The organism is Micromonospora sp. NPDC048935, assembly GCF_043197875.1.
Classification (GTDB): domain Bacteria; phylum Actinomycetota; class Actinomycetes; order Mycobacteriales; family Micromonosporaceae; genus Micromonospora.
The window spans coordinates 47,659-65,610 of sequence record NZ_JBICTZ010000006.1 but is presented as its reverse complement, the minus strand read 5'-3'; the positions used below and the strand labels follow the sequence as shown (position 1 = coordinate 65,610).

The 17,952-nt window shown below is 70.9% G+C and carries 19 protein-coding genes; 12 read left to right on the top strand and 7 right to left on the bottom strand.

Features of this window, described 5'->3' with window-relative positions:
• Positions 1-140: 140 nt before the first annotated feature.
• Positions 141-1,061, top strand: a complete 921-nt coding sequence (locus ACGFIW_RS18180) for a cation diffusion facilitator family transporter (RefSeq protein ID WP_393316656.1) — start codon at positions 141-143, stop codon at positions 1,059-1,061.
• Between the two features lie 121 nt (positions 1,062-1,182).
• Here the strand turns inward: ACGFIW_RS18180 and ACGFIW_RS18175 are convergent, their stop codons facing one another.
• The 5 genes from ACGFIW_RS18175 to ACGFIW_RS18155 form a co-directional block, all read right to left on the bottom strand.
• Positions 1,183-2,730 (bottom strand): MFS transporter, encoded by a 1,548-nt coding sequence (locus ACGFIW_RS18175; protein ID WP_393316654.1) that lies wholly within the window; start codon positions 2,728-2,730, stop codon positions 1,183-1,185.
• A 132-nt stretch (positions 2,731-2,862) separates the two neighbouring features.
• Entirely contained in the window at positions 2,863-3,375 is a 513-nt protein-coding gene (locus ACGFIW_RS18170) for an SRPBCC family protein (protein WP_393316652.1), read from the bottom strand.
• 25 nt (positions 3,376-3,400) lie between these two features.
• Entirely contained in the window at positions 3,401-3,949 is a 549-nt protein-coding gene (locus ACGFIW_RS18165) for a flavin reductase family protein (RefSeq protein ID WP_393316650.1), read from the bottom strand.
• The gene (locus tag ACGFIW_RS18160) at positions 3,946-4,716 is read right to left on the bottom strand and encodes a M56 family metallopeptidase (protein ID WP_393316647.1); all 771 of its coding nucleotides are present in this window, start codon (positions 4,714-4,716) and stop codon (positions 3,946-3,948) included. Before ACGFIW_RS18160 ends, ACGFIW_RS18165 begins: the two co-directional genes overlap by 4 nt.
• Before the next feature lie 159 nt (positions 4,717-4,875).
• Positions 4,876-5,247 carry a BlaI/MecI/CopY family transcriptional regulator gene (locus ACGFIW_RS18155; protein WP_393316644.1) on the bottom strand — a complete coding sequence of 124 codons (372 nt, stop codon included), beginning with the start codon at positions 5,245-5,247 and terminating at the stop codon, positions 4,876-4,878.
• Between the two features lie 436 nt (positions 5,248-5,683).
• Between ACGFIW_RS18155 and ACGFIW_RS18150 the strand changes: the two genes are divergently transcribed.
• Genes ACGFIW_RS18150 through ACGFIW_RS18115 form a run of 8 tightly spaced genes read left to right on the top strand, consistent with a single transcriptional unit; the run spans position 5,684 to position 13,508 of the window.
• Positions 5,684-6,832, top strand: a complete 1,149-nt coding sequence (locus tag ACGFIW_RS18150) for a hypothetical protein (RefSeq protein WP_393316641.1) — start codon at positions 5,684-5,686, stop codon at positions 6,830-6,832.
• Positions 6,833-6,842: 10 nt separating this feature from the next.
• Entirely contained in the window at positions 6,843-7,244 is a 402-nt protein-coding gene (locus ACGFIW_RS18145; protein ID WP_393316638.1) for an iron-sulfur cluster assembly scaffold protein, read from the top strand.
• The gene (locus tag ACGFIW_RS18140) at positions 7,219-8,454 is read left to right on the top strand and encodes a cysteine desulfurase family protein (protein ID WP_393316636.1); all 1,236 of its coding nucleotides are present in this window, start codon (positions 7,219-7,221) and stop codon (positions 8,452-8,454) included. Before ACGFIW_RS18145 ends, ACGFIW_RS18140 begins: the two co-directional genes overlap by 26 nt.
• On the top strand, positions 8,444-9,472 hold the full coding sequence (locus ACGFIW_RS18135) for a U32 family peptidase (RefSeq protein ID WP_393316633.1): 1,029 nt from the start codon (positions 8,444-8,446) through the stop codon (positions 9,470-9,472). The genes ACGFIW_RS18140 and ACGFIW_RS18135 overlap by 11 nt, the downstream gene beginning before the upstream one ends.
• Positions 9,473-9,482: 10 nt before the next feature.
• On the top strand, positions 9,483-10,316 hold the full coding sequence (locus ACGFIW_RS18130; RefSeq protein ID WP_393316630.1) for a hypothetical protein: 834 nt from the start codon (positions 9,483-9,485) through the stop codon (positions 10,314-10,316).
• Positions 10,317-10,325: 9 nt separating this feature from the next.
• Positions 10,326-11,489 carry an acyl-CoA dehydrogenase family protein gene (locus ACGFIW_RS18125; RefSeq protein ID WP_393316628.1) on the top strand — a complete coding sequence of 388 codons (1,164 nt, stop codon included), beginning with the start codon at positions 10,326-10,328 and terminating at the stop codon, positions 11,487-11,489.
• A 19-nt stretch (positions 11,490-11,508) separates the two neighbouring features.
• Complete coding sequence (locus ACGFIW_RS18120; RefSeq protein ID WP_393316625.1) at positions 11,509-11,826, top strand: acyl carrier protein; 318 nt, start codon at positions 11,509-11,511, stop codon at positions 11,824-11,826.
• A 5-nt stretch (positions 11,827-11,831) separates the two neighbouring features.
• Positions 11,832-13,508 (top strand): AMP-binding protein, encoded by a 1,677-nt coding sequence (locus tag ACGFIW_RS18115; protein ID WP_393316622.1) that lies wholly within the window; start codon positions 11,832-11,834, stop codon positions 13,506-13,508.
• Here the strand turns inward: ACGFIW_RS18115 and ACGFIW_RS18110 are convergent.
• On the bottom strand, positions 13,505-14,569 hold the full coding sequence (locus ACGFIW_RS18110) for a flavin-containing monooxygenase (protein WP_393316619.1): 1,065 nt from the start codon (positions 14,567-14,569) through the stop codon (positions 13,505-13,507). The genes ACGFIW_RS18115 and ACGFIW_RS18110 overlap by 4 nt on opposite strands.
• Before the next feature lie 160 nt (positions 14,570-14,729).
• Here ACGFIW_RS18110 and ACGFIW_RS18105 point away from each other — a divergent pair, with 160 nt between their 5' ends.
• Positions 14,730-15,584 (top strand): hypothetical protein, encoded by an 855-nt coding sequence (locus ACGFIW_RS18105; protein WP_393316616.1) that lies wholly within the window; start codon positions 14,730-14,732, stop codon positions 15,582-15,584.
• Positions 15,585-15,601: 17 nt separating this feature from the next.
• Here the strand turns inward: ACGFIW_RS18105 and ACGFIW_RS18100 are convergent, their stop codons facing one another.
• Positions 15,602-15,931, bottom strand: a complete 330-nt coding sequence (locus ACGFIW_RS18100; RefSeq protein ID WP_393316613.1) for a DUF6223 family protein — start codon at positions 15,929-15,931, stop codon at positions 15,602-15,604.
• 192 nt (positions 15,932-16,123) lie between these two features.
• On the opposite strand from ACGFIW_RS18100, the gene ACGFIW_RS18095 reads away from it, so the two are divergent.
• Together ACGFIW_RS18095 and ACGFIW_RS18090 are read left to right on the top strand one after the other, a co-directional pair.
• On the top strand, positions 16,124-17,230 hold the full coding sequence (locus tag ACGFIW_RS18095) for a sensor histidine kinase (RefSeq protein ID WP_393316610.1): 1,107 nt from the start codon (positions 16,124-16,126) through the stop codon (positions 17,228-17,230).
• The gene (locus ACGFIW_RS18090; protein WP_393316607.1) at positions 17,227-17,889 is read left to right on the top strand and encodes a response regulator; all 663 of its coding nucleotides are present in this window, start codon (positions 17,227-17,229) and stop codon (positions 17,887-17,889) included. Before ACGFIW_RS18095 ends, ACGFIW_RS18090 begins: the two co-directional genes overlap by 4 nt.
• Positions 17,890-17,952: the final 63 nt, after the last annotated feature.

The window sequence follows — 17,952 nt, the reverse complement described above, 5'->3', positions numbered from 1 at the left end:
TGAATAAACATAATGCTGAACTGTTTGGGTGATGAGCCTTGACGTGCCTCGAACCAATTATCGTAGTATGCGCATGTGAGCATGATTTCCGATCCGATCGCCCAGCGCGACGGTGCCGACACGGCGAGGGAGGCCCGCTGATGGGCCACGACCACGGCCACGACCACCAGGTGACGGCGACCGGGCAGCACCGCCGAGCCCTGGCCGGCGTACTCATGGTGTCGGTGTTGATCTTTGCGGCTGAAGTCGTCGGTGCGGTCCTCACCGGCAGCCTCGCGCTGCTCGCCGACGCCGGTCATGTGCTGGCCGACGCCGGCGGCGTCGCCCTCGCTCTCGGCGCGGCCATGCTCGCCGCCCGCCCGGCGACCGGGCGGCGCACCTTCGGCTGGGCGCGGGCGGAGATCCTCGCCGCCGCCGTCAACGGCCTGATCCTGGCCGGGATGGGCGTCTATGTCTTCGTCGAGGGCGTCCGGCGTCTGTTCGAACCGGTCGACGTGCGACCCGGCGGCATGGCCGTCTTCGCCGCGATCGGTCTGGTCGGCAACCTCGTCGGGGTGGCGTTGCTCTACCGGGCCCGCGACGCGAGCCTCAACATGCGCGGCGCGTTTCTTGAGGTCGCCACCGACACCGCCACCTCCGTCGGCGTCCTCGCCGCCGCCGCGGTCATCGCGCTGACCGGCTTCACCCGCGCCGACGCGATGGTGTCCCTGCTCATCGGCCTCGTCATCGCCCCCCGTGCGCTGCGGCTGCTGCGCGACGCGGTCAACATCCTGCTCGAAGCCGCCCCCGCCGAGGCCGACCTCGAACAGATCCGCCAGCACATCACCGACGTCGACCACGTCCTGGGCGTGCACGACCTGCACGTACACACCGTGACCTCGGGCCTGCCGGTTCTCACCGCGCACGTCGTCGTCGACGACTCCTGCTTCCACGACGGCCACGCCCCACAACTGCTCGACGCCCTGCAGACCTGCCTGGCCGGGCACTTCGACGTCGAACACTCCACGTTCCAGCTCGAACCGGCAGGCCACGTCGATCACGAACACCCCACTCACCCCTGAACGGCGGAATCGAGGCTGGCGAGCGTCTCGCCGGCAGCGGTCGGTGCCCCGTCGATCACCACCAGTGGGCTCACGTGCCGACGGCGCAGGGGGCCTCGACACCTCCGGAGGCCCCCTGCTGTTAGTTGAGGGCGGTGGGCTCCCGGTCCACGTCCCTGGGTGCGATCGGCTCGGCGTCGGTGCGCGGCGCGGTCCGTCCGGGCATGAAGATGACCGTCAGGACGGCTCCGACCACGGCGATGGCGGCGCACACGAGCAGAATGAGCTGCATGCCCTCGATGTAGGCGCTCTGGGCGCTGCTGGCCAGCGCCGGATTGCCGACGCGGGCGGCCACGCCGACCGCGCCGGCGATCGAGTCGCGTGCGACGTCCGCTGCCTGCGCGGGTAGGCCGCTGACGTCGAGCCGGTCGAGGTAGACCTGCGACAGGAGGCTGCCGAGCACGGCCACGCCCAGCGCACCGCCGGCCTGGCGCAGCGTCATCGTGATGGCCGTGCCGGAGCCGGCGCGTTCCGGGGGCAGGACCGCCAGCACCGCGTCCATGGACGGGGTGAGCGCCGACCCGATACCGAGTCCGGTGATCGCGTACCAGACGGCGGCGAAGCCGAACCCGCTTGCGGTGTCCGTCGTCGAGCCGATCGCCAGACCCGTGGCGGTGATCAGCAGGCCGGCGGCGATGGGGATCTTGTGGCCGATGCGTCCGGCGATGCGGGTGCCCCCACCGACGCCGACGACGAAGCCGCCGATCAGCGGCAACAGCCGCAGCCCCGTGTCGAGGGCGTCGTAGCCGAGCACGAACTGCAGATACAACGGCACGACGAACAGCAGACCGAACAGGGCGAAGCTGACGACCGTGGCATTGATGTTTCCCCAGGTGAACTGACGTCCCCGGAACAGCTGCAAGTCGATCATCGGGGCCGGGGTGCGTAGCTCCCACCAGACGAAGGCCGCGAGCAACGCCAGCGCGACGGCGAAACCGCCGAGGATCAGGGGATCACCCCAGCCGCGATCTGGCGCCTCGATCGCGGCGTAGACCAGGGACAGCAGTCCGGTGCTGGACAGCAACCCTCCGAGCAGGTCGGGTCGCGATGGCGAGGGATCGCGCGACTCCGGCATGAGGAGGGCGATGGCGATCATCGCGGCGGCGATGATCGGGACATTGACCAGGAAGATCGAACCCCACCAGAAGTGGTTGAGCAGGTAGCCGCCGATGATCGGGCCCAGTGGGATGCCCGCGCCCATGCCCATGACGACGATGGACAGCGCCTTTCCCCGCTCGGCGGGCGCGAACAACACCGCGATGGTGGCCAGCGTGGTGGGCATGATGACTGCCGCTCCCGCACCCAGCACGGCGCGGGCGGCCACGACCTGGCCGGAGGTGTCGGCCCACGCCGCGGCCAACGACGCCGCGGCGAAGATCGCGAGACCGATCAGCAGCAACCTGCGGCGTCCGAATCGGTCGGCGATCGCGCCGACGGGCAGCATGAGACCGGCGAACAGCAGGATGTAGGAGTTGACGATCCACTGTAGTGCGTCGGTGCCCGCGCCCAGTTCCGTTGCCATCGTCGGCAGGGCGACGTTCATGATGGTGATGTCGAAGCCGATGGTGAGCACGGACAACGTCAGCGCCCCGAGCGCCCACCATCTCTGTCGTTGCGACGTTCTCGGCATGAGCCGTCTCCACTTCCCGGCGGCGCTCGGTGCGCCGCGCGCCCGCAGATGTCGACAGTCGGTCACGCTGTCGCGACCAATCGCCACCACGATACATCATATGCTGAATTCAGCATATGATGTATCGGCGTGTCAGTCGCGTGCCGGTCGCGCGTGTGGCTGGGAGGCGGGTTGGTGTTCCAGGTGGGACTTGAGCCGTCGCAGCGTGATCTGCATGGACTGGCGGTTGTGGGTGGCGCGGTCCCGGATGCCGGAGACAAGCACCGCGATGGCGCGCATCAGGCTGCCGCGATTGTCGTGCCACACCTCGGTGAGCCGGGTGCCGTTGCCGCCGTCGAGGGGCTCCAGGTGGTAACTCCACGTCGCGATGCGCAGGCCGATGGCGCTGCTGTCGAAGGCGAATCGGCGGGCGGGGTCGGCGTGGGTGACGGTGCAGTGGGTGGTCCAGCGGCGGACCGGGCCGCGTCGGTTGTGCCCGGAGAACTTGCTGCCGACGCGCAGTGGGCCGGTCTCCTCGACGACTGTGGCGCCCGTGCATTCGGGGCTGAAGCGGCCCCAGCGGGTGACGTCGATGATCGTGTCGTAGACCAGGTCAGGGGGTGCGGTGATCTCGATGCTCTCCTCGACGTGGACGTCGTATGCCATGAGGCGGTCCTCCGGTGATTGGCGACTAGTGCAGACGGCGGTAGCGAGAGGCATGCCGCAGCAGAGGCTCGCCGGGGCGATGCTCGGCATGCTCGACGGCACCGATGACGATCGCGTGGTCTCCGCTGGCGTAGGTGTGCTGGTGGCGGCAGGTGAACCAGGCCACGGCACCCGCGACGACCGGAAGGCCGTCGGCGGTGGTGCAGCTCGACGCGGCGGTGCCCCGGGTCCGGGGTCGCGCGAACGCGTTGGCGATCTCGTGCTGATCTTCGGCGAGGACGCTGACGGCGAATCGGCCCTGGTGGGCGAGTAGCTCCAGAGTGGTCGAGCCGCGGTGCAGGCACACCAGCAGCAGCGGCGGCCGCAACGACAGCGACGTCAACGAGCCGACGGTCATGCCCCAGACGCCGTCCCCGTCCGGGGTGGTGATGACGCTGACGCCGGTGGGCAGGGCGGCCATGGCGGCGCGGAAGGTGTGTTCGGTGACCAGCTCCGTGCCGCCCTGAGTGGACGACCCGTCGGCGGTGAGGCTGGTGTAGTGCTGACCCAGAGCGGCCTCGATGACGGTGTTCACAGCGACCGCCAGGGGCACAGGTCGACGACCTGATTGAGGTACGTGACCGCGGGTGACAGTGCCACCAGGGCCGCGGTCCCGACGAACACGCCTTTGGCCCGGCCCGTCTGACAGCAGTGGGGTTCCCGGCTCAGATGATCCAGCCGAAGCGTCACCGCGTGGCCGCCAGCACCCAGCGCCCCGTTCGGCACCGGCATGTCGGCCAACATGGTCAGCGCGGCGATCGTCGGTTTCCGGCCGACATGCCTGGTGGCGTAACAGTCCGCGGCCATCTCCACCAGGTCCGCGACACGCGCGGAGAGTGCCACCGCGGCCCGCCAGCGGGGAAATGCCTGCCCCACGGCGGCCGCGAGCTGCAACACCAGGTGATGCCGTGCGTTCAGGTGGGCGCGTTCGTGGGCCAGGACCGCCCGCAACGCGGCCTGGTCCAGGCAGTCGAGCGTTCCCTGCGACAGCACGACGCGTCCGGACACGATGCACGGCACGCTGTAGGCGAACGGCCGCTGATCCGGGATGACGTCGACCCTGGGGAGGTCGGGGTGGGTGACGCCAAACAGGTCGATCAGCATCTCGTGGCGACGGCGCCGCAGGCGGGCGGCCCGGTTGAGGGTCAGGAACCGGGTGGCGACGCGCCAGCTCACCTGGAGCAGAGCGGCGCTGACCGCCGCTGTCGCCGCGGTGGACCACGCGTTGGTGCCAACCCCGGTGTGCGGATCGAGGGTCAGCATCAGCAGGGCGGCGACGGCGCTCACCGGGATGGCTGCCATCGTGCCGACCCACAGAACGACCGCGGCGCAGGGTGTCCGGTGCACCCATGCCGCCCGTGCTACCCCCATCGTGATCTTATGAGCACAGACAGTAGCGATGATGGTCAGCAGTAAAGGGCCCACGCACTTGCCTCCCCATGGCCGCGTGCAGTTGAGGCGTTACATGTCTTGGTGATTCCTTGGGCCGCGATCGAGAGCGTCCCGTAGTGCCGCCCGGTCGCCGTCGTCGAGCTGGTCGACGAACCGTACGAATGCGCCCGGCTCGCCGTCCATGACCCCCAGTGCGTCGGCGAGCAGCTCGGCGAACATGTCGGCACGGCTGGACGTGGCGCTGTAGCGGTGCGCCCGCTCGTCGCGGGACTGCCGCAGCAGGGCCTTGCGGGCCATGCGTTGCAGCGTGGTCAGAACTGTCGTGTAAGCGATCTGACGATCCGCGAGCAGTGCCTCGTGAACCTCGCGCACGGTCATCGCACGGTCCGCCGCCCACAGGCAGTTCATGACTGCCCGCTCGAGCGCACCGAGTCGGATCATGGCAACAGCATAGGCCCACCCTCGGTCCTTGACTACCACCGTAGTACTACCGCGATAGCAGCACCGTGGACCGGCATGACACTACGGCCATCGGGCGAAGGTCGCTGTCGCCTGCCGTACAGAAACGGCCGCGACCAGGGTGAACGCTGGAGCTGCCTCGGGGCGGACGCACGTCGCGGCTCACGCCGTCACCCGCCCGCCGGTGTTCGGGCGTCCGAAAAGGAGTGTCCGGGACTGCCGGAGGCTCAATCCGATCGGGCGGCTACCTCTCAGCCGGTCGGTCACGGCGGCTGTCGCCTTGACCCAATCGGCTTGACTATCGCAGTAGTACTACCGTCATAGTTGACTTCGTTGGCCGACAAGGTCCGAAAGGGAGCCGTGACGCACCGTCATGGCAACGGGTGCCTGCGGGTGCCTTATCAGGGGGAGATCAGGGATGGAACTGGCGACAATGCTCGGTGCGCCGCACGCGGCGTACCGCCTGCCGCACCGGCAATGGGAGGCGGCCGTCACCGGCGTGCTCGGCGACGCGTTCCGCTACCACTTCGACCACAACGAGTTCTTCCGCGCCCAGTGTGACGCCGACGGTACGACCCCCGAGCGGGTCACCAGCCGCACCGACCTGCCGCAGATCCCGCTGCTGCCGGTGAGCATGTTCAAGCGGCCCGACGCGCACGTTCTGCTGACCGCGCCCCTGACAGACATCGAGCTGGAGATCCGCTCCACCGGCACCGGCGGAGTCCCCAGCGTGGCCCGGCGCGACACCACCACGGTCACCCGCGCCGTCACCGGGATCTTCGGCTCCTACCGAGAGTTCTTCGGCCTGTCCAAGGGCGCCGGCCTGTTCCTCTGCCCCTCCACGGCCGAGACGCCGGAGATGGGCATGGTCAAGGTGTTCAACCTGCTCAACGGGGTGTTCGACGACCACGTTTACCTGGTCAAGGACTACGCGTTCGACCCGGAGGAGGCGCTGGAGTACCTCCGCAAGTGGGACGGCGAGATGACCCGGCACGTCGTCGGCCCGCCGTTTCTCATCAACCGGCTGCTGCGCTATCTCGAACTCGAGGAGGTCGAGGTCAAGCTCGACCCGGAGTCGATGGTGATCACCCTCGGCGGCTGGAAGCGCTACACCGGCGAGTCGATCAGCCGGGAGGACTTCGACGGCAAGATCGAGCGTTACCTCGGTGTCGCCCCGGACCGCATCCGCGACATGTACGGGATGATCGAGTCGAACATGCTCGCCGTCGAGTGTGAGCACCACCGCAAGCACGTGCCGCCGTGGTGCTACGTGTCCATCCGCGACGTCACCGACGCGTCCGTGGAGCTGCCCGCCGGGCAGACCGGCGGCATCGCGATCCTCGACGCCCTCAACACCGCCTACCCCGGCTTCCTGCTCTCCGACGACGTCGGCGAGGTCGACGAGTCCGGCTGCCCGTGCGGACGCACCGGGCAGACCGTGACGTTCCGCCGTCGTCGCCAAGGCGCGGAGCTCGGGTGCTGCGCGGTCAGCATCGAGAAGTTCATCGAGTCGAAGGACATCGTCGCCGAATGCGCGGTGCCCGACGGCACACTGACCGGGCAGTGAGGCGGTCATCGTGGCGCGCTTCAGCCCCACCGTCGTGGAGCACTTCACCAACCCCCGCAACGCCGGGGAGCTGACCGACGCCGACGTGCGCGCGTTCGTCGGCAACCCGGTCTGCGGTGACCAGATTCTGCTCACCGCCCACGTCCGCGACGACGTGGTGACCGACATCCGTTTCCAGGCGTTCGGCTGCTCGGCCTCACTCGCGGTGGCGAGCCTGCTGACCGCGACCATCCACAACGCGCCACTCGACGACGTCCAGGGCCTGGACGCTGCCCGCATCGAGCAGCTCGCTGGCGGCCTGGCCCCGGATCAGCGCCACGTCGCCGCGTTGGGCGCCGACGTCGCGCACCGCCTGGTCGACAACTTCCGACGGGGGAGCAACGACGATGACCCAATCACCTGCTCTGCATGACAACCGATGTCCGGCCGACGATCTGACGGAGTTCATCTACCTCGACTACGCGGCCACCACGCCGCTGTGCCGTGAGGCGGCCGACGCCCTGGGCCGTGGGCTGCTGCTGTTCGGCAACCCGTCCAGTCGGCATTCGGCTGGGCAGGCCGCCCACGAGGCCCTGGACGCCGCCCGTGCGCAGGTCGCCGCGCTGCTGGGCTGCCCGCCCGCGGAGGTGGTGTTCACCGGTGGCGGCTCCGAGGCCATCAGCCTGGCCATGCGCGGCACGTTCGCGCCGCTGCGCTGGCGGGGGCACCTCGTGACGACCGCGATCGAGCACTCCGCCGTACTGGAATCCGCGGCCGCACTGCGCCGCCGTGGCGTGGACGTCACCGTGGTGGCCCCGGAACCATCCGGTCACATCGACCCCGCACGCGTCGCCGCCGCGATCCGAAACGACACGGTTCTCGTCTCGGTCATGCACGCCAACAACGAAACCGGCGCCATCCAGCCGGTGCAGCACATCACCGAGCTGGTGCACGCCGCCGGCAGACTGATGCACGTCGACGCCGTGCAGACCGCCGGGAAACTGCCCATCGACACGATGACCGCCGACATGGTGTCCATCTCCGCGCACAAGTTCGGCGGCCCCAAGGGCGTCGGCGCACTACGGCTCAGCGCGCGGCACCACATCGAGCCGCTGGTCTGCGGCGGGGGACAGGAAGACGGGCGTCGCGCCGGCACCGAGAATCTGCCCGGCGTGCTGGGCATGGCCGCCGCCGCGGTCGTCGCCGCGCCACGCCTGCACGACCCGGCCTACCGACAGCAGCGGTGGCACCTGCGCACGCGCCTGCTACAGCACCTCAGCGCCCTCGACGACACGCACGTCAACGCCACCGACCCCGTGATGGCCGAGACCATCAGCGTCTCCTTCGCCGGAGTCCGCGCCGACACCGTCGCCGACATCCTCGACACGCACGGCGTCTGCGTGTCCACCGGATCCGCGTGCCACGCCGGGCAGGACTCCCCGTCGCACGTGCTGACCGCCATGGGCATCAGCGACGAGCGGTCCCGCGCCACGCTGCGGTACTCGTTCGGACCGGCCACGACCGACGCCGACATCGACGCCGCCGCCCGCGCCACGATCGCAGCCGTGAACCAGTTGCGGCGGGTGTCCGGGCACCGCCGTCCCGCGACCGTGCGGCCCGCGGAGGCGGCCGGTGCCCACTGAACCCCGCGCCGGCCAGCCCTGCGCCGAGCGCAGCGCCGCCCAGCAGCCCACACCGAAACGGCCCCCTGCCGCACGGGTCGGCCTCAACGCGCCGGTGCGGTCACTGAAGATGCTGGAGTTGCAGATCGCCGCGGGCGCCACCGAGGTGTACCTGGCGTTGCTGCCGCCGGCTGGCGTACCGGTCAGCTTCGACGCGATGCCGGCCCGCCGCGACGGCGAGCCCACCCACGTCCCCAGTGTCGCGCTGCTCGGCGAACTCATCGCCGCGTCACACGCCGCGGGCCTGAGCGTCCACTTCTGCGCCGACGCCCCGGTCATCACGACCGAGCACGCGACGGCGTGGCGCGCCCACGTCGAGCAGGGCGTGACAGCCGGCGCCGACAGTGTCGTGGTGGGCGCTCTACCGGCAGTGGCGTGGCTGGCCAGCGACTGCGAGGTCCCGCTGGTAGCCGGCATGCCGATGGGGGTTTCGACAGTCGCCTATGCCGCCCACCTGCGTGACACCTACGGCGTGCGGCGCGTCGTGCTGCCCCACACCCTCACGTTGGCGGAGATAGCCGCGTTCTGCGACCTCGACGGCGTGCAGATCGAAACCCCGGTGCAGACCGGTGCCGGCCTGGACTGCACCCGCTGCCGACTACCCGACACCGCCGGCATCGGCCTGGGTTGCCGCGCCGGCTACACGGGCAACCGCGACGGCGATCCGACGCAGGACCTGGGCGCGTTCCTCGACGGCGCGTCGGACTGCGCGCTGTGCGACGTCCCCGCCCTGATCGAGTTGGGCGTGGACGCGCTGCAGATCCCCGGACGGGAAAGCCCGAACCTCCGGCAGAACGCCAAGATCACCCAGATGTACCGCAGGGCCGTGCAGGGCCACGCCACCGGAACACCCACCACCGAGGTCATCAAGGCCATCGACCGGGTGGAACTGATGTGGCAGATGGGTTGGATGCCGCGGCTGTGCGACCAGCAACGCTGTCGATTCCGCGACACCCCGCAACAACGGGCCTACGTCTAGGAGGGACGGCATGCACACCGTCGAGATCCGTCTGAGCACACCCGCCCGCCTGGACGAGGCACTGTCACTGCCAGCCGACGCCATCGGCCTCGGCCAGGAGGGCTGCCTGGCCAAACTTCCCGACACCGACCTGCTGCGTACGGCGGCCGACCGTGTCCGGGACGCCGGACGCAGCCTGGTCGTCGTCGCCCCGATCGCCTGGCCCCGTACCGCCGAGTTGCTCCTGACCCGGCTGCTCGCGGTGGCCGGCGACGGGCCCACCAGCATCGCCGTCAACGACGTCGGCACCGCCCTGGCCCTGGCCGCCACCCGGCCGACCGACTGCACCCTGGTGGCCGGCCTCGGTCTCACCCGCGCCCGCCCCCACAGCGCGAACCCGGACGATTCGGTCGCCCCACCCGCCACCCTCGACGAGGCGCTGCTGAGCATCCTGCGGCCACACGGCGTCACCGCCGTCGAAGTGGACACCGACACCGACATCCCCGCCGGCCCGCACTGGCAGGTCCGCCAACTCGTCGACGTGGTCCCGGTCGGCTACGGCCGATCCTGCCCGACCGCACGCCGCCACCAGACCGGCCCACCGAACTGCCAACCGCTGTGCGACACCCCGTACACCATCCACACCCACCAGCGATGGCAACTCAACCACGGTCACCGAGAGCCCCTGCCCGCCGGCACCCGACGGCCCGCCCTGACCGTGTGGGGCAACGCCGTCTACCAACCCGCCACCGCCGCCGCGAGCGTCGGCTACCGCATCATCGACGCCCGCTGGCACACCCCGGACACCCTCGCCACCACCGTGCGCCACCTGCACGGCCAGGTGCCCGTTCCCACCGGACGCTAGGAGCAACCCGTGGTCGACTTCACCCTCACCACCCGCCAGCAGGACCTCATCGACCAGGCCCGCGCCATCGCGCAACGCTGCCTCGCGCCCCGCGCCACCCAGTACGACCGCTCCGGCGAATTCCCCGCGGAGAACTTCACCGACCTGGCCGGCACCGGCCTGCTCGGCCTGCTCATCCCCGCCGACCGCGGTGGGCTCGGCGCCGACCTGGTCACCTACGCCCTCACCGTCGCCGAACTGGCCGAGGCATGCGGCTCCACCGCCCTGATCTTCGCCATGCACTGCGGCGCCACCCGCCTGCTGGCGGCCAGTCACGACCCGGCCGCCCACCAGGTTCTGCAATCAGTCATCGACCACGGCAAGCTGATCGCGTGGGGCTTCTCCGAGCCCGGCACCGGCGGCAACGTGCTCACACCCCAGCTGCGGGCCACTCGCACCGACGACGACAGGTTCACCCTCCACGGCACCAAAGCGTTCTGCACCGGCGCCGGCCACGTCGACCACTACCTGATCAACACCCACTCCGGTGAAACCGAGTTCCGCCGTAGCCAGTCGATGTTCCTGCTACCCGCCGACACGCCTGGCCTGACCGTCAAGGAGACCTGGGACGCCCTCGGCATGCGCGCCAACTGCGCCAACACGGTGCTACTGGACGCGCAGGTGCCGGCCGGCACCTGCGTTGGCGGGCACGGCGGCGGCATGCCCCTGCTCGCCCACGCCCTGCCCGCGCTCGTCGTCGGGCTCGCAGCCGCCTCCCTGGGGGTGGCCCGCGCCGCCAACACCTTCGCCACCGCCCACGTCACCCGTCGCGTGCACGCGAACACCGGCGCCAACCTCGCCGCGTACCAAGGGGTGCGTTTCCAGATCGCCGACATGACCACCACCCTGCACACCGCGTACCTGACGTTGCTGCACGCCGCCGTCACCGCCGACACCGACCCTCTCGACGCGCTGCCGGCGATGAACATGGCCAAGTACGTGTGCAACAACGCCGCGATCACCGTCGCCGACACCGCCATGCAGGTCTCCGGCGGGCACGGCTTCCTGCGCTCCAACCCCCTTGAGCGCCACTACCGCGACGCCCGCGCCGGCGCCGTCATGGGCGCCAACCTGGGCGCCCTGCGCGACATGATCGGCAAGGCCGCCCTCGGCCTGGACCCCCGCGATGCCTGACCCTGCGAAGGAGCAACCCGTGGCCGAGCCCACCAGCCCCACCGCCACCCACGTCCCCGACGCCGACGAGATCCTCACCGGCCTGCGGGACGCGCTGACCGGCGTGCTCGACGCCACCGATCTCGCCAGGATCAACCTCGACGCGATCGACGCCGACACGCCGCTGCTCAGCCTGCCCATCGACTCCCTGGCGCTGATGGACCTCATGACCCGCATCGAGGACCGATTCCGCGTCTACATTCCCGAGGAGCGCGCCTACGCCTTCACCACCGTCGGCGAGGTCATCGACCACGTCCGCGAAAAGGCAGCCGCCAAGGCCGCCCGCAAACGGAGCTGACGATCATGCCCACCAGGACCCTCCCCACCGCCACCGTCGACTACCGCGCCGTCGTCGCCAGCGGCCCGCCCATCGGCTTCTTCGACTCCCGTGCCATGACCGGCGAACTCGACCGCGGCGTGCTCCTCGACGACGCCCGCACGGCGGCGGCCGGGCTGGCCCAGCACGGCATCCACCGGGGCGACCGGATCATCCTGCTGGCTCCCACCAGCCCCGACTACCTCACCGCCGTGATGGCATGCCTGCTCACCGGCGTCGCCCCCTGCACCGTCGCCCCGCCACCCAAGCCGACCGACAGCAGCTCGGCCGGCGTCAAGCACCTGCACGCGGCCATCGCCGCCGTCCAACCCGCCGCCGTCATCATCGCCGACGCCCAGCTGAGCGCGGCGGTGCCCGCCGGAGTGGCCACGCTGCACCTCGACGCGCTACGACAGCACGGCACCATGCCCGCCGACGACCTACCGGCGCCCGACCCGCACCTGGTTCACCACATCCAGCTCACCTCCGGATCCACCTCCGCGCCCAAAGCCGTCGCCCTCACCCACGCCAACGTCGCCGCGAACCTCGCCGTGCTGGCCGCCGCCACCGACCTGCGACCCGGACGCGACGGCATCTTCAGCTGGCTGCCCCTCTACCACGACATGGGCCTCGTCCAGGTCCTCCTGGCCCTCAGCCACGGCATCGGCCTGGACCTCATGCCGCCCGTCGCGTTCATCCGCGACCCCCTGTCCTGGCTGCGGCACCTCGGGGACCGCCGCGCCACCATCACCGCCGCGCCACCGTTCGCCTTCCGCGCCGCCGCCGACCGGCACACCCGCCAGCCCGACCCCACCATCGACCTGTCCACCCTGCGGCAGGCCTACGTCGGCGCCGAACCCATCCCCGTCGGCGTCCTACAGGACTTCCAACACGCCTTCACCCCCAACGGGCTCGGCGGCGACGTCCTCATCCCGTGCTACGGCATGGCCGAAACAGTCCTCGCCGCAACCCTCGCCCTCAGCACCACACCGACGAGCGACACGTCCTTCGGCCGAGTACGGTGGCGACACTTCGACCGCGCCTGCCTCGACGAGCAGCGAACAGCCACCCCCGCCATCCCCGGCCGCCCCGCGCGCAGCATCGTCTCCTGCGGCACCACCGCGCCCGGACTCGTCCTGCGCGTCACCGACGACACCGGCCGGGAGATCCGCGAGGGGCAGGTCGGCGCCATCCACGTCCGCGGCACGTCCGTCATGGCCGGCTACCTCACCCCCGACGGCATCGACGCACCCCCCGGGGGCTGGCACGACACCGGCGACCTCGGCCTGCGCCACGACGGCGAGTTGTACGTCGTCGGCCGGCGCAAGGAGATGCTCATCGTCCGCGGTCGCAACCTGCCGCCGTACGACGTCGAAGCGGTCATCGAGGAGCACCACCAGGTCGCCGCCGGCGGCAGTGCCGTCTTCTCCTGTCCCACACCGGACCGGGGCACCGAACCGGTCGTCGCCGTCATCGAAACCCGGGCCGCCAGCCCCGACTGGCCCGCCCTGACCGCGGCCGTGACCACCGCGGTCCGCCAGGTCTTCGGCCTCTCCCTGCACGACGTGGTCGTCCTGCCGCGCGGCGGCATCCCGCGCACCACGAGCGGAAAGCGGCAACGCGCCGCGCTGCGTAACGCCTACGTCGCCGGCAAACTGCCCTAGCTGACCGTCTGCTCCATCAACCGGGCGCGAGCCACGATGACTGGCACCAGATGGGCAGCATCACGCCCGACGCCGTCCAACAGCGCCGACGCCCGCTGCGACTGCCACGGCAAACCAACGAAGTACAGGCCCGGCACCCCGCTCACACCGCGCGAGTGCACGGGCTGCCCATCGTCGTCGACCGCGGGAGGCCACAGCCACGGGTACGCGTTGCGGTAGCCGGTCGCCCAGACCACCGCGGACGCCTCGACCTGCCGCCCATCGTCGAACACCAGCCGGCGTCCCCGCACCGCGACCGTGCGAGGAGCCAACCGCAGCCGCCTCTGACGCTCGAGTCGACGCAGGTCCGTGCCGATCACCGGCTCACCACGTCGGCGCAGCAACCGCCCTCGCCACGAGTTGGTGGGGGCATGCAGCAACCTCAGCCGATGCAACCACCAGAACAGGTCGTGCCCACCGATCCGCTGGGCAACGTGCGGCGGCTGCCGACCGGACACCACCACCCGCCGACCCGCCGCCGCCAGCTCCGCCGCGATCTGTGCGCCGGCGTTGCCAGCCCCCACCACCACGGTGGTCTCCTGCGCGGGCAACTGGCCCGGGTTGCGGTAGTCGTGGCTGTGCACCTGCACCACACCGTCCAGCTCGGCGGCGAAAGACGGACTCACCGGCTGCTGGAAGGGGCCGGTGGCAGACACCACCTGACCCACGCGCCAACGGCCGGCAGAGGTGTCGACGTCGAAACCGGCACCGGTTGGACGCAGCCGCTCCACCCGTACGCCCTTCCGCACCGGCAGGTCGAACCGACGCGCGTAGGCCGCCAGGTAGTCGGCCACCTCGTCCTTCAGCGGATGCCTGTCACCGGGTCCGGGAAACGGCATGCCGGGCAGCCCGCTGTAGGCGGCCGGCGTGAACAGCCGCAGCGCGTCCCAACGGGACCGCCACGCGGCGCCCAGGCGGTCGGCCGCCTCGAAGACCACCACCCGCACACCCGCACCCCGTAGAGCGTGTGCCATGACCAGGCCAGCCTGTCCACCACCAACCACCGCGACGTCGGCGTCCATCAGCGGTCCCCGATCACCCAAGAGTCAGCGCACCTACCCGATCGCCCATCCCACCAACACGGTACAGCCTCCGCTGAACCAAGATGGGCAAGTCGTGGGCATGGGGCCCAGGCCGCTGGCACGCAGCGGCGGTTTCCGCGGCACGTGGCAGGATGCGCCCGTGCGCCCTCGGCCGTTCCTCCTGTCCGCCGCGGCCGTGTGCGCCGCCCTCCACGTCGCAGGCGTCCTGACGGCCCGTCCGATCTGGCGTTACGCCGAGGTGCTGAGCGTCGGTCTGCTCCTTGCCTACGCCATGGTCAACCGATCGCCGGTCTCCCGCTGGGCGCTGGGCCTGGCCCTCGCGGTCCTGCTCGCCGACGCGGTCCGGACGATGCCCGCCGCTCGGGACAGCGATGGCTACGGCGTGCAGGTGCTCACGCCGGGCCCGGCCCCGGAGATACCGTCCGCGTTCGAGTTGGGTCTCTCCCTCTGTTGGCCCTCGCTGACCGTGGTACTGGTGCTGCTCGTCGCGTTTCGCCGCGGTGGTTGGCGTTGGCGGACAGCGGTGCCGGCCGTCGTGGGAGCAGCGCTGGTCCTCGGGTACGCGGCCGTTCGTGTTGTCGCCACCTGGCGGAGCGCTGCCGCTGAACCTCCGCGAGCGAACGACACCGACGTGGCCGATCTGACGATGGCAGTGAGCACGGCGGTCCTGCCGCCCCTGGTCCTCGGGCTTGCCGCGCTGGCACTCGCCGCGGCGCTTCTCGGCCACGGTCGGCGGCTCGCCTCGACCGGTGCGGCGCTGCTGGCCCTCATGGCGCTGCCACTTGTGGACAGTTGCATCGCCGCGGTCCCGATGCCGGTGTACCTGTGGAGCGACAACGCCGGGTTGGTCTGGGATGCCATCACGCCCACGCTGTCCATGCCGCGACCGATGCCGGCGCTCACGGCGGTGGCCGAACTGACCGCGTACCTGCTGCTCGTCGTCGGCCTCACCGAGTCACCCGAGTCGGCGGCTGCGTCGCCGGCCAACGCGTGAGACGTGGTCAACGCCAGCTAGGCGGGGTGCGGTGATCGGGTCGCCGCGATCCCGCCGAGGACCACGGCGAGCACACCCAGCGCCAGCGCGGCGTAGCCACCCACGATCCCGCTGCCGCTGCCGGGACCTCCGTCGGCGGTGACCACTGTCCACCCCCCGAGGACCGTCCCGATCATCCCCGCCACCAGGGCTACTGTCGATCCCCGGCGTCCGACCCGGCGGGCGAGCACGAGCCCGCCGGCAACCGCGCCGGCCAGCGCCACGAACGCGGCGGTGGTGGCCACGAGGCGTCCTCCGGTGAGGGTGTAGGCGTCAACAGTGGACGCGGCGAGGTGCGGGACCGACATGGAGTTCTCCTTCGAACGGGCCGGACGTCGCCCAATCCTGTCCGTCGACACCGTCCACCGGCGTCGTGCGGACGCGGTCACCTCGCGCTGCCGCGGACGCGGTAGGAGCGGCGAACTACCGCACCCGCGGTAGTTCGCCGCTCCTGCGCGAGCACGAGTCGCCCAGGGCGGACTCCCGGCTAGAGTGCCCACATGAGCAGGGCCCGCATCGGCGTCCGGGACTGGGCGGTTGCGGTCGGTGTGGCGACCGTCGTACTGGTCACCGGTCTGTCCGAACCGCGCGGCCTCGAACCGCTCGGCGGTGTGCTGGTGGCGGCCGGGGGCCTGGCACTGGCCGCGCGTCGCCGCGCCCCGATCCCCGTCCTGGCGTTCACCGGGCTGTGCGCGGTGGCCGGTCAGGGCGCCGGGGTCGACGTGCCAGCCGTCGCGTACCTGTTCGCGGTGTACGCCGCCGTACGCGCGGGGCACCGCACCGGCACTGTGGTGGCCAGTGTGATCATGCTGGTGGCCCTTCCCGTCGCGGCCATGGCGTCGGGCCGGTACGACCCGGGTGCGGCGTTCGCGCAGGCCCGAAGCGTTCTTGAACTGGCCTGGCTGATCGCCGCCGGTGCGGCAGGCGAGGCGCTGCGCCAGGCCGAGCGGCGGGCGGACGAGGCCGAGCGCACCCGCGAGGAGAGTGCGCTGCGCCGTGCCGGCGAGGAACGGCTGCACATCGCGCGGGAGTTACACGACACCCTCACCCACCAGATCTCCGTGATCAAGGTGCAGGCAGAGGTCGCGGTGCACCTGGCCCGCAAGCGGGGCGAGCCGGTGCCGGACGCGCTGTTGGCGATCCGGGACGCCGGTCGCGAGGCGTCCCGCGAGCTGCGCGTGACCCTGGAGGCGCTGCGCGACGACGCAGACACGCGGTCGTGCGGGCTCGACCACGTCGCCGACCTGGTGCGGCGGGCCCGGACGACCGGCCTGGACGCGACCCTGACCGTCGAGGGACACCGCGCCGACGTGCCGGCCGCAGTGGACCGGACCGCGTACCGGATCGTTCAGGAGTCGCTGACCAACATCGTCCGGCACGCCGCGGCCGCCACGGCGTCGGTCCGGATCGACTACCGGCTCGACACGGTGGCCATCCGGGTCGACGACGACGGCGGGGCCACACCGGAGATGGTGCCGGTGGCCGGGGTCGGGCTGCTGGGGATGCGCGAACGGGTGGCCGCCCTCGGTGGCCGCCTCCGTGCCGAACCGCGCAGCGAGGGCGGCTTCACCGTCCAGGCCGAACTCCCACGAGAACGTACGTCGTGATCCGGGTCCTGCTCGTCGACGACCAGGTGCTCATCCGTAGCGGATTCCGTGCGCTGCTCAACGCCGAGGACGGCATCGAGGTCGTGGCCGAGGCCGCCGACGGTGCCGCGGGTGTGGCGCTGGCCAGGCAGCATCTGCCGGACATCGCGCTCATCGACATTCAGATGCCGTTCGTGGACGGCATCGAGGCGACCCGGCGCATCGCAGCTGACCCGGCGCTGGCCGGGGTGCACGTCGTCATCCTGACCAACTACGGCCTGGACGAGTACGTCTTCGACGCACTCCGTGCCGGCGCGGCCGGGTTCCTCGTCAAGGACATCCGGCCGGAGGACTTCCTGCACGCCGTCCGCGTCGCCGCCCGCGGGGACGCGCTGCTCGCGCCCACGATCACTCGCAAGCTGATCAACCGCTACGTCTCCCAGCCGCCGCACCTGGATCCCGGCCTGGCGCTGACGGTGCTGACCAACCGCGAACGTGAAGCCGTCACGCTTGTCGCAAGGGGTCTGTCCAACGACCAGATCGCCAACCGTCTGGTGATCAGCACGGCGACCGCGAAGACCCATGTCAACCGGGCCATGGCCAAGCTGCGCGCCCGCGACCGCGCACAGCTCGTGATCATCGCCTACGAGTCCGGTCTGGTGACCCCGCGCGACAGCTAGGGCCCAGGCGACCGCGCATCTCCTGAACACTTGCGCCCGAGCAGCGAAAAGCGAGATCATCAC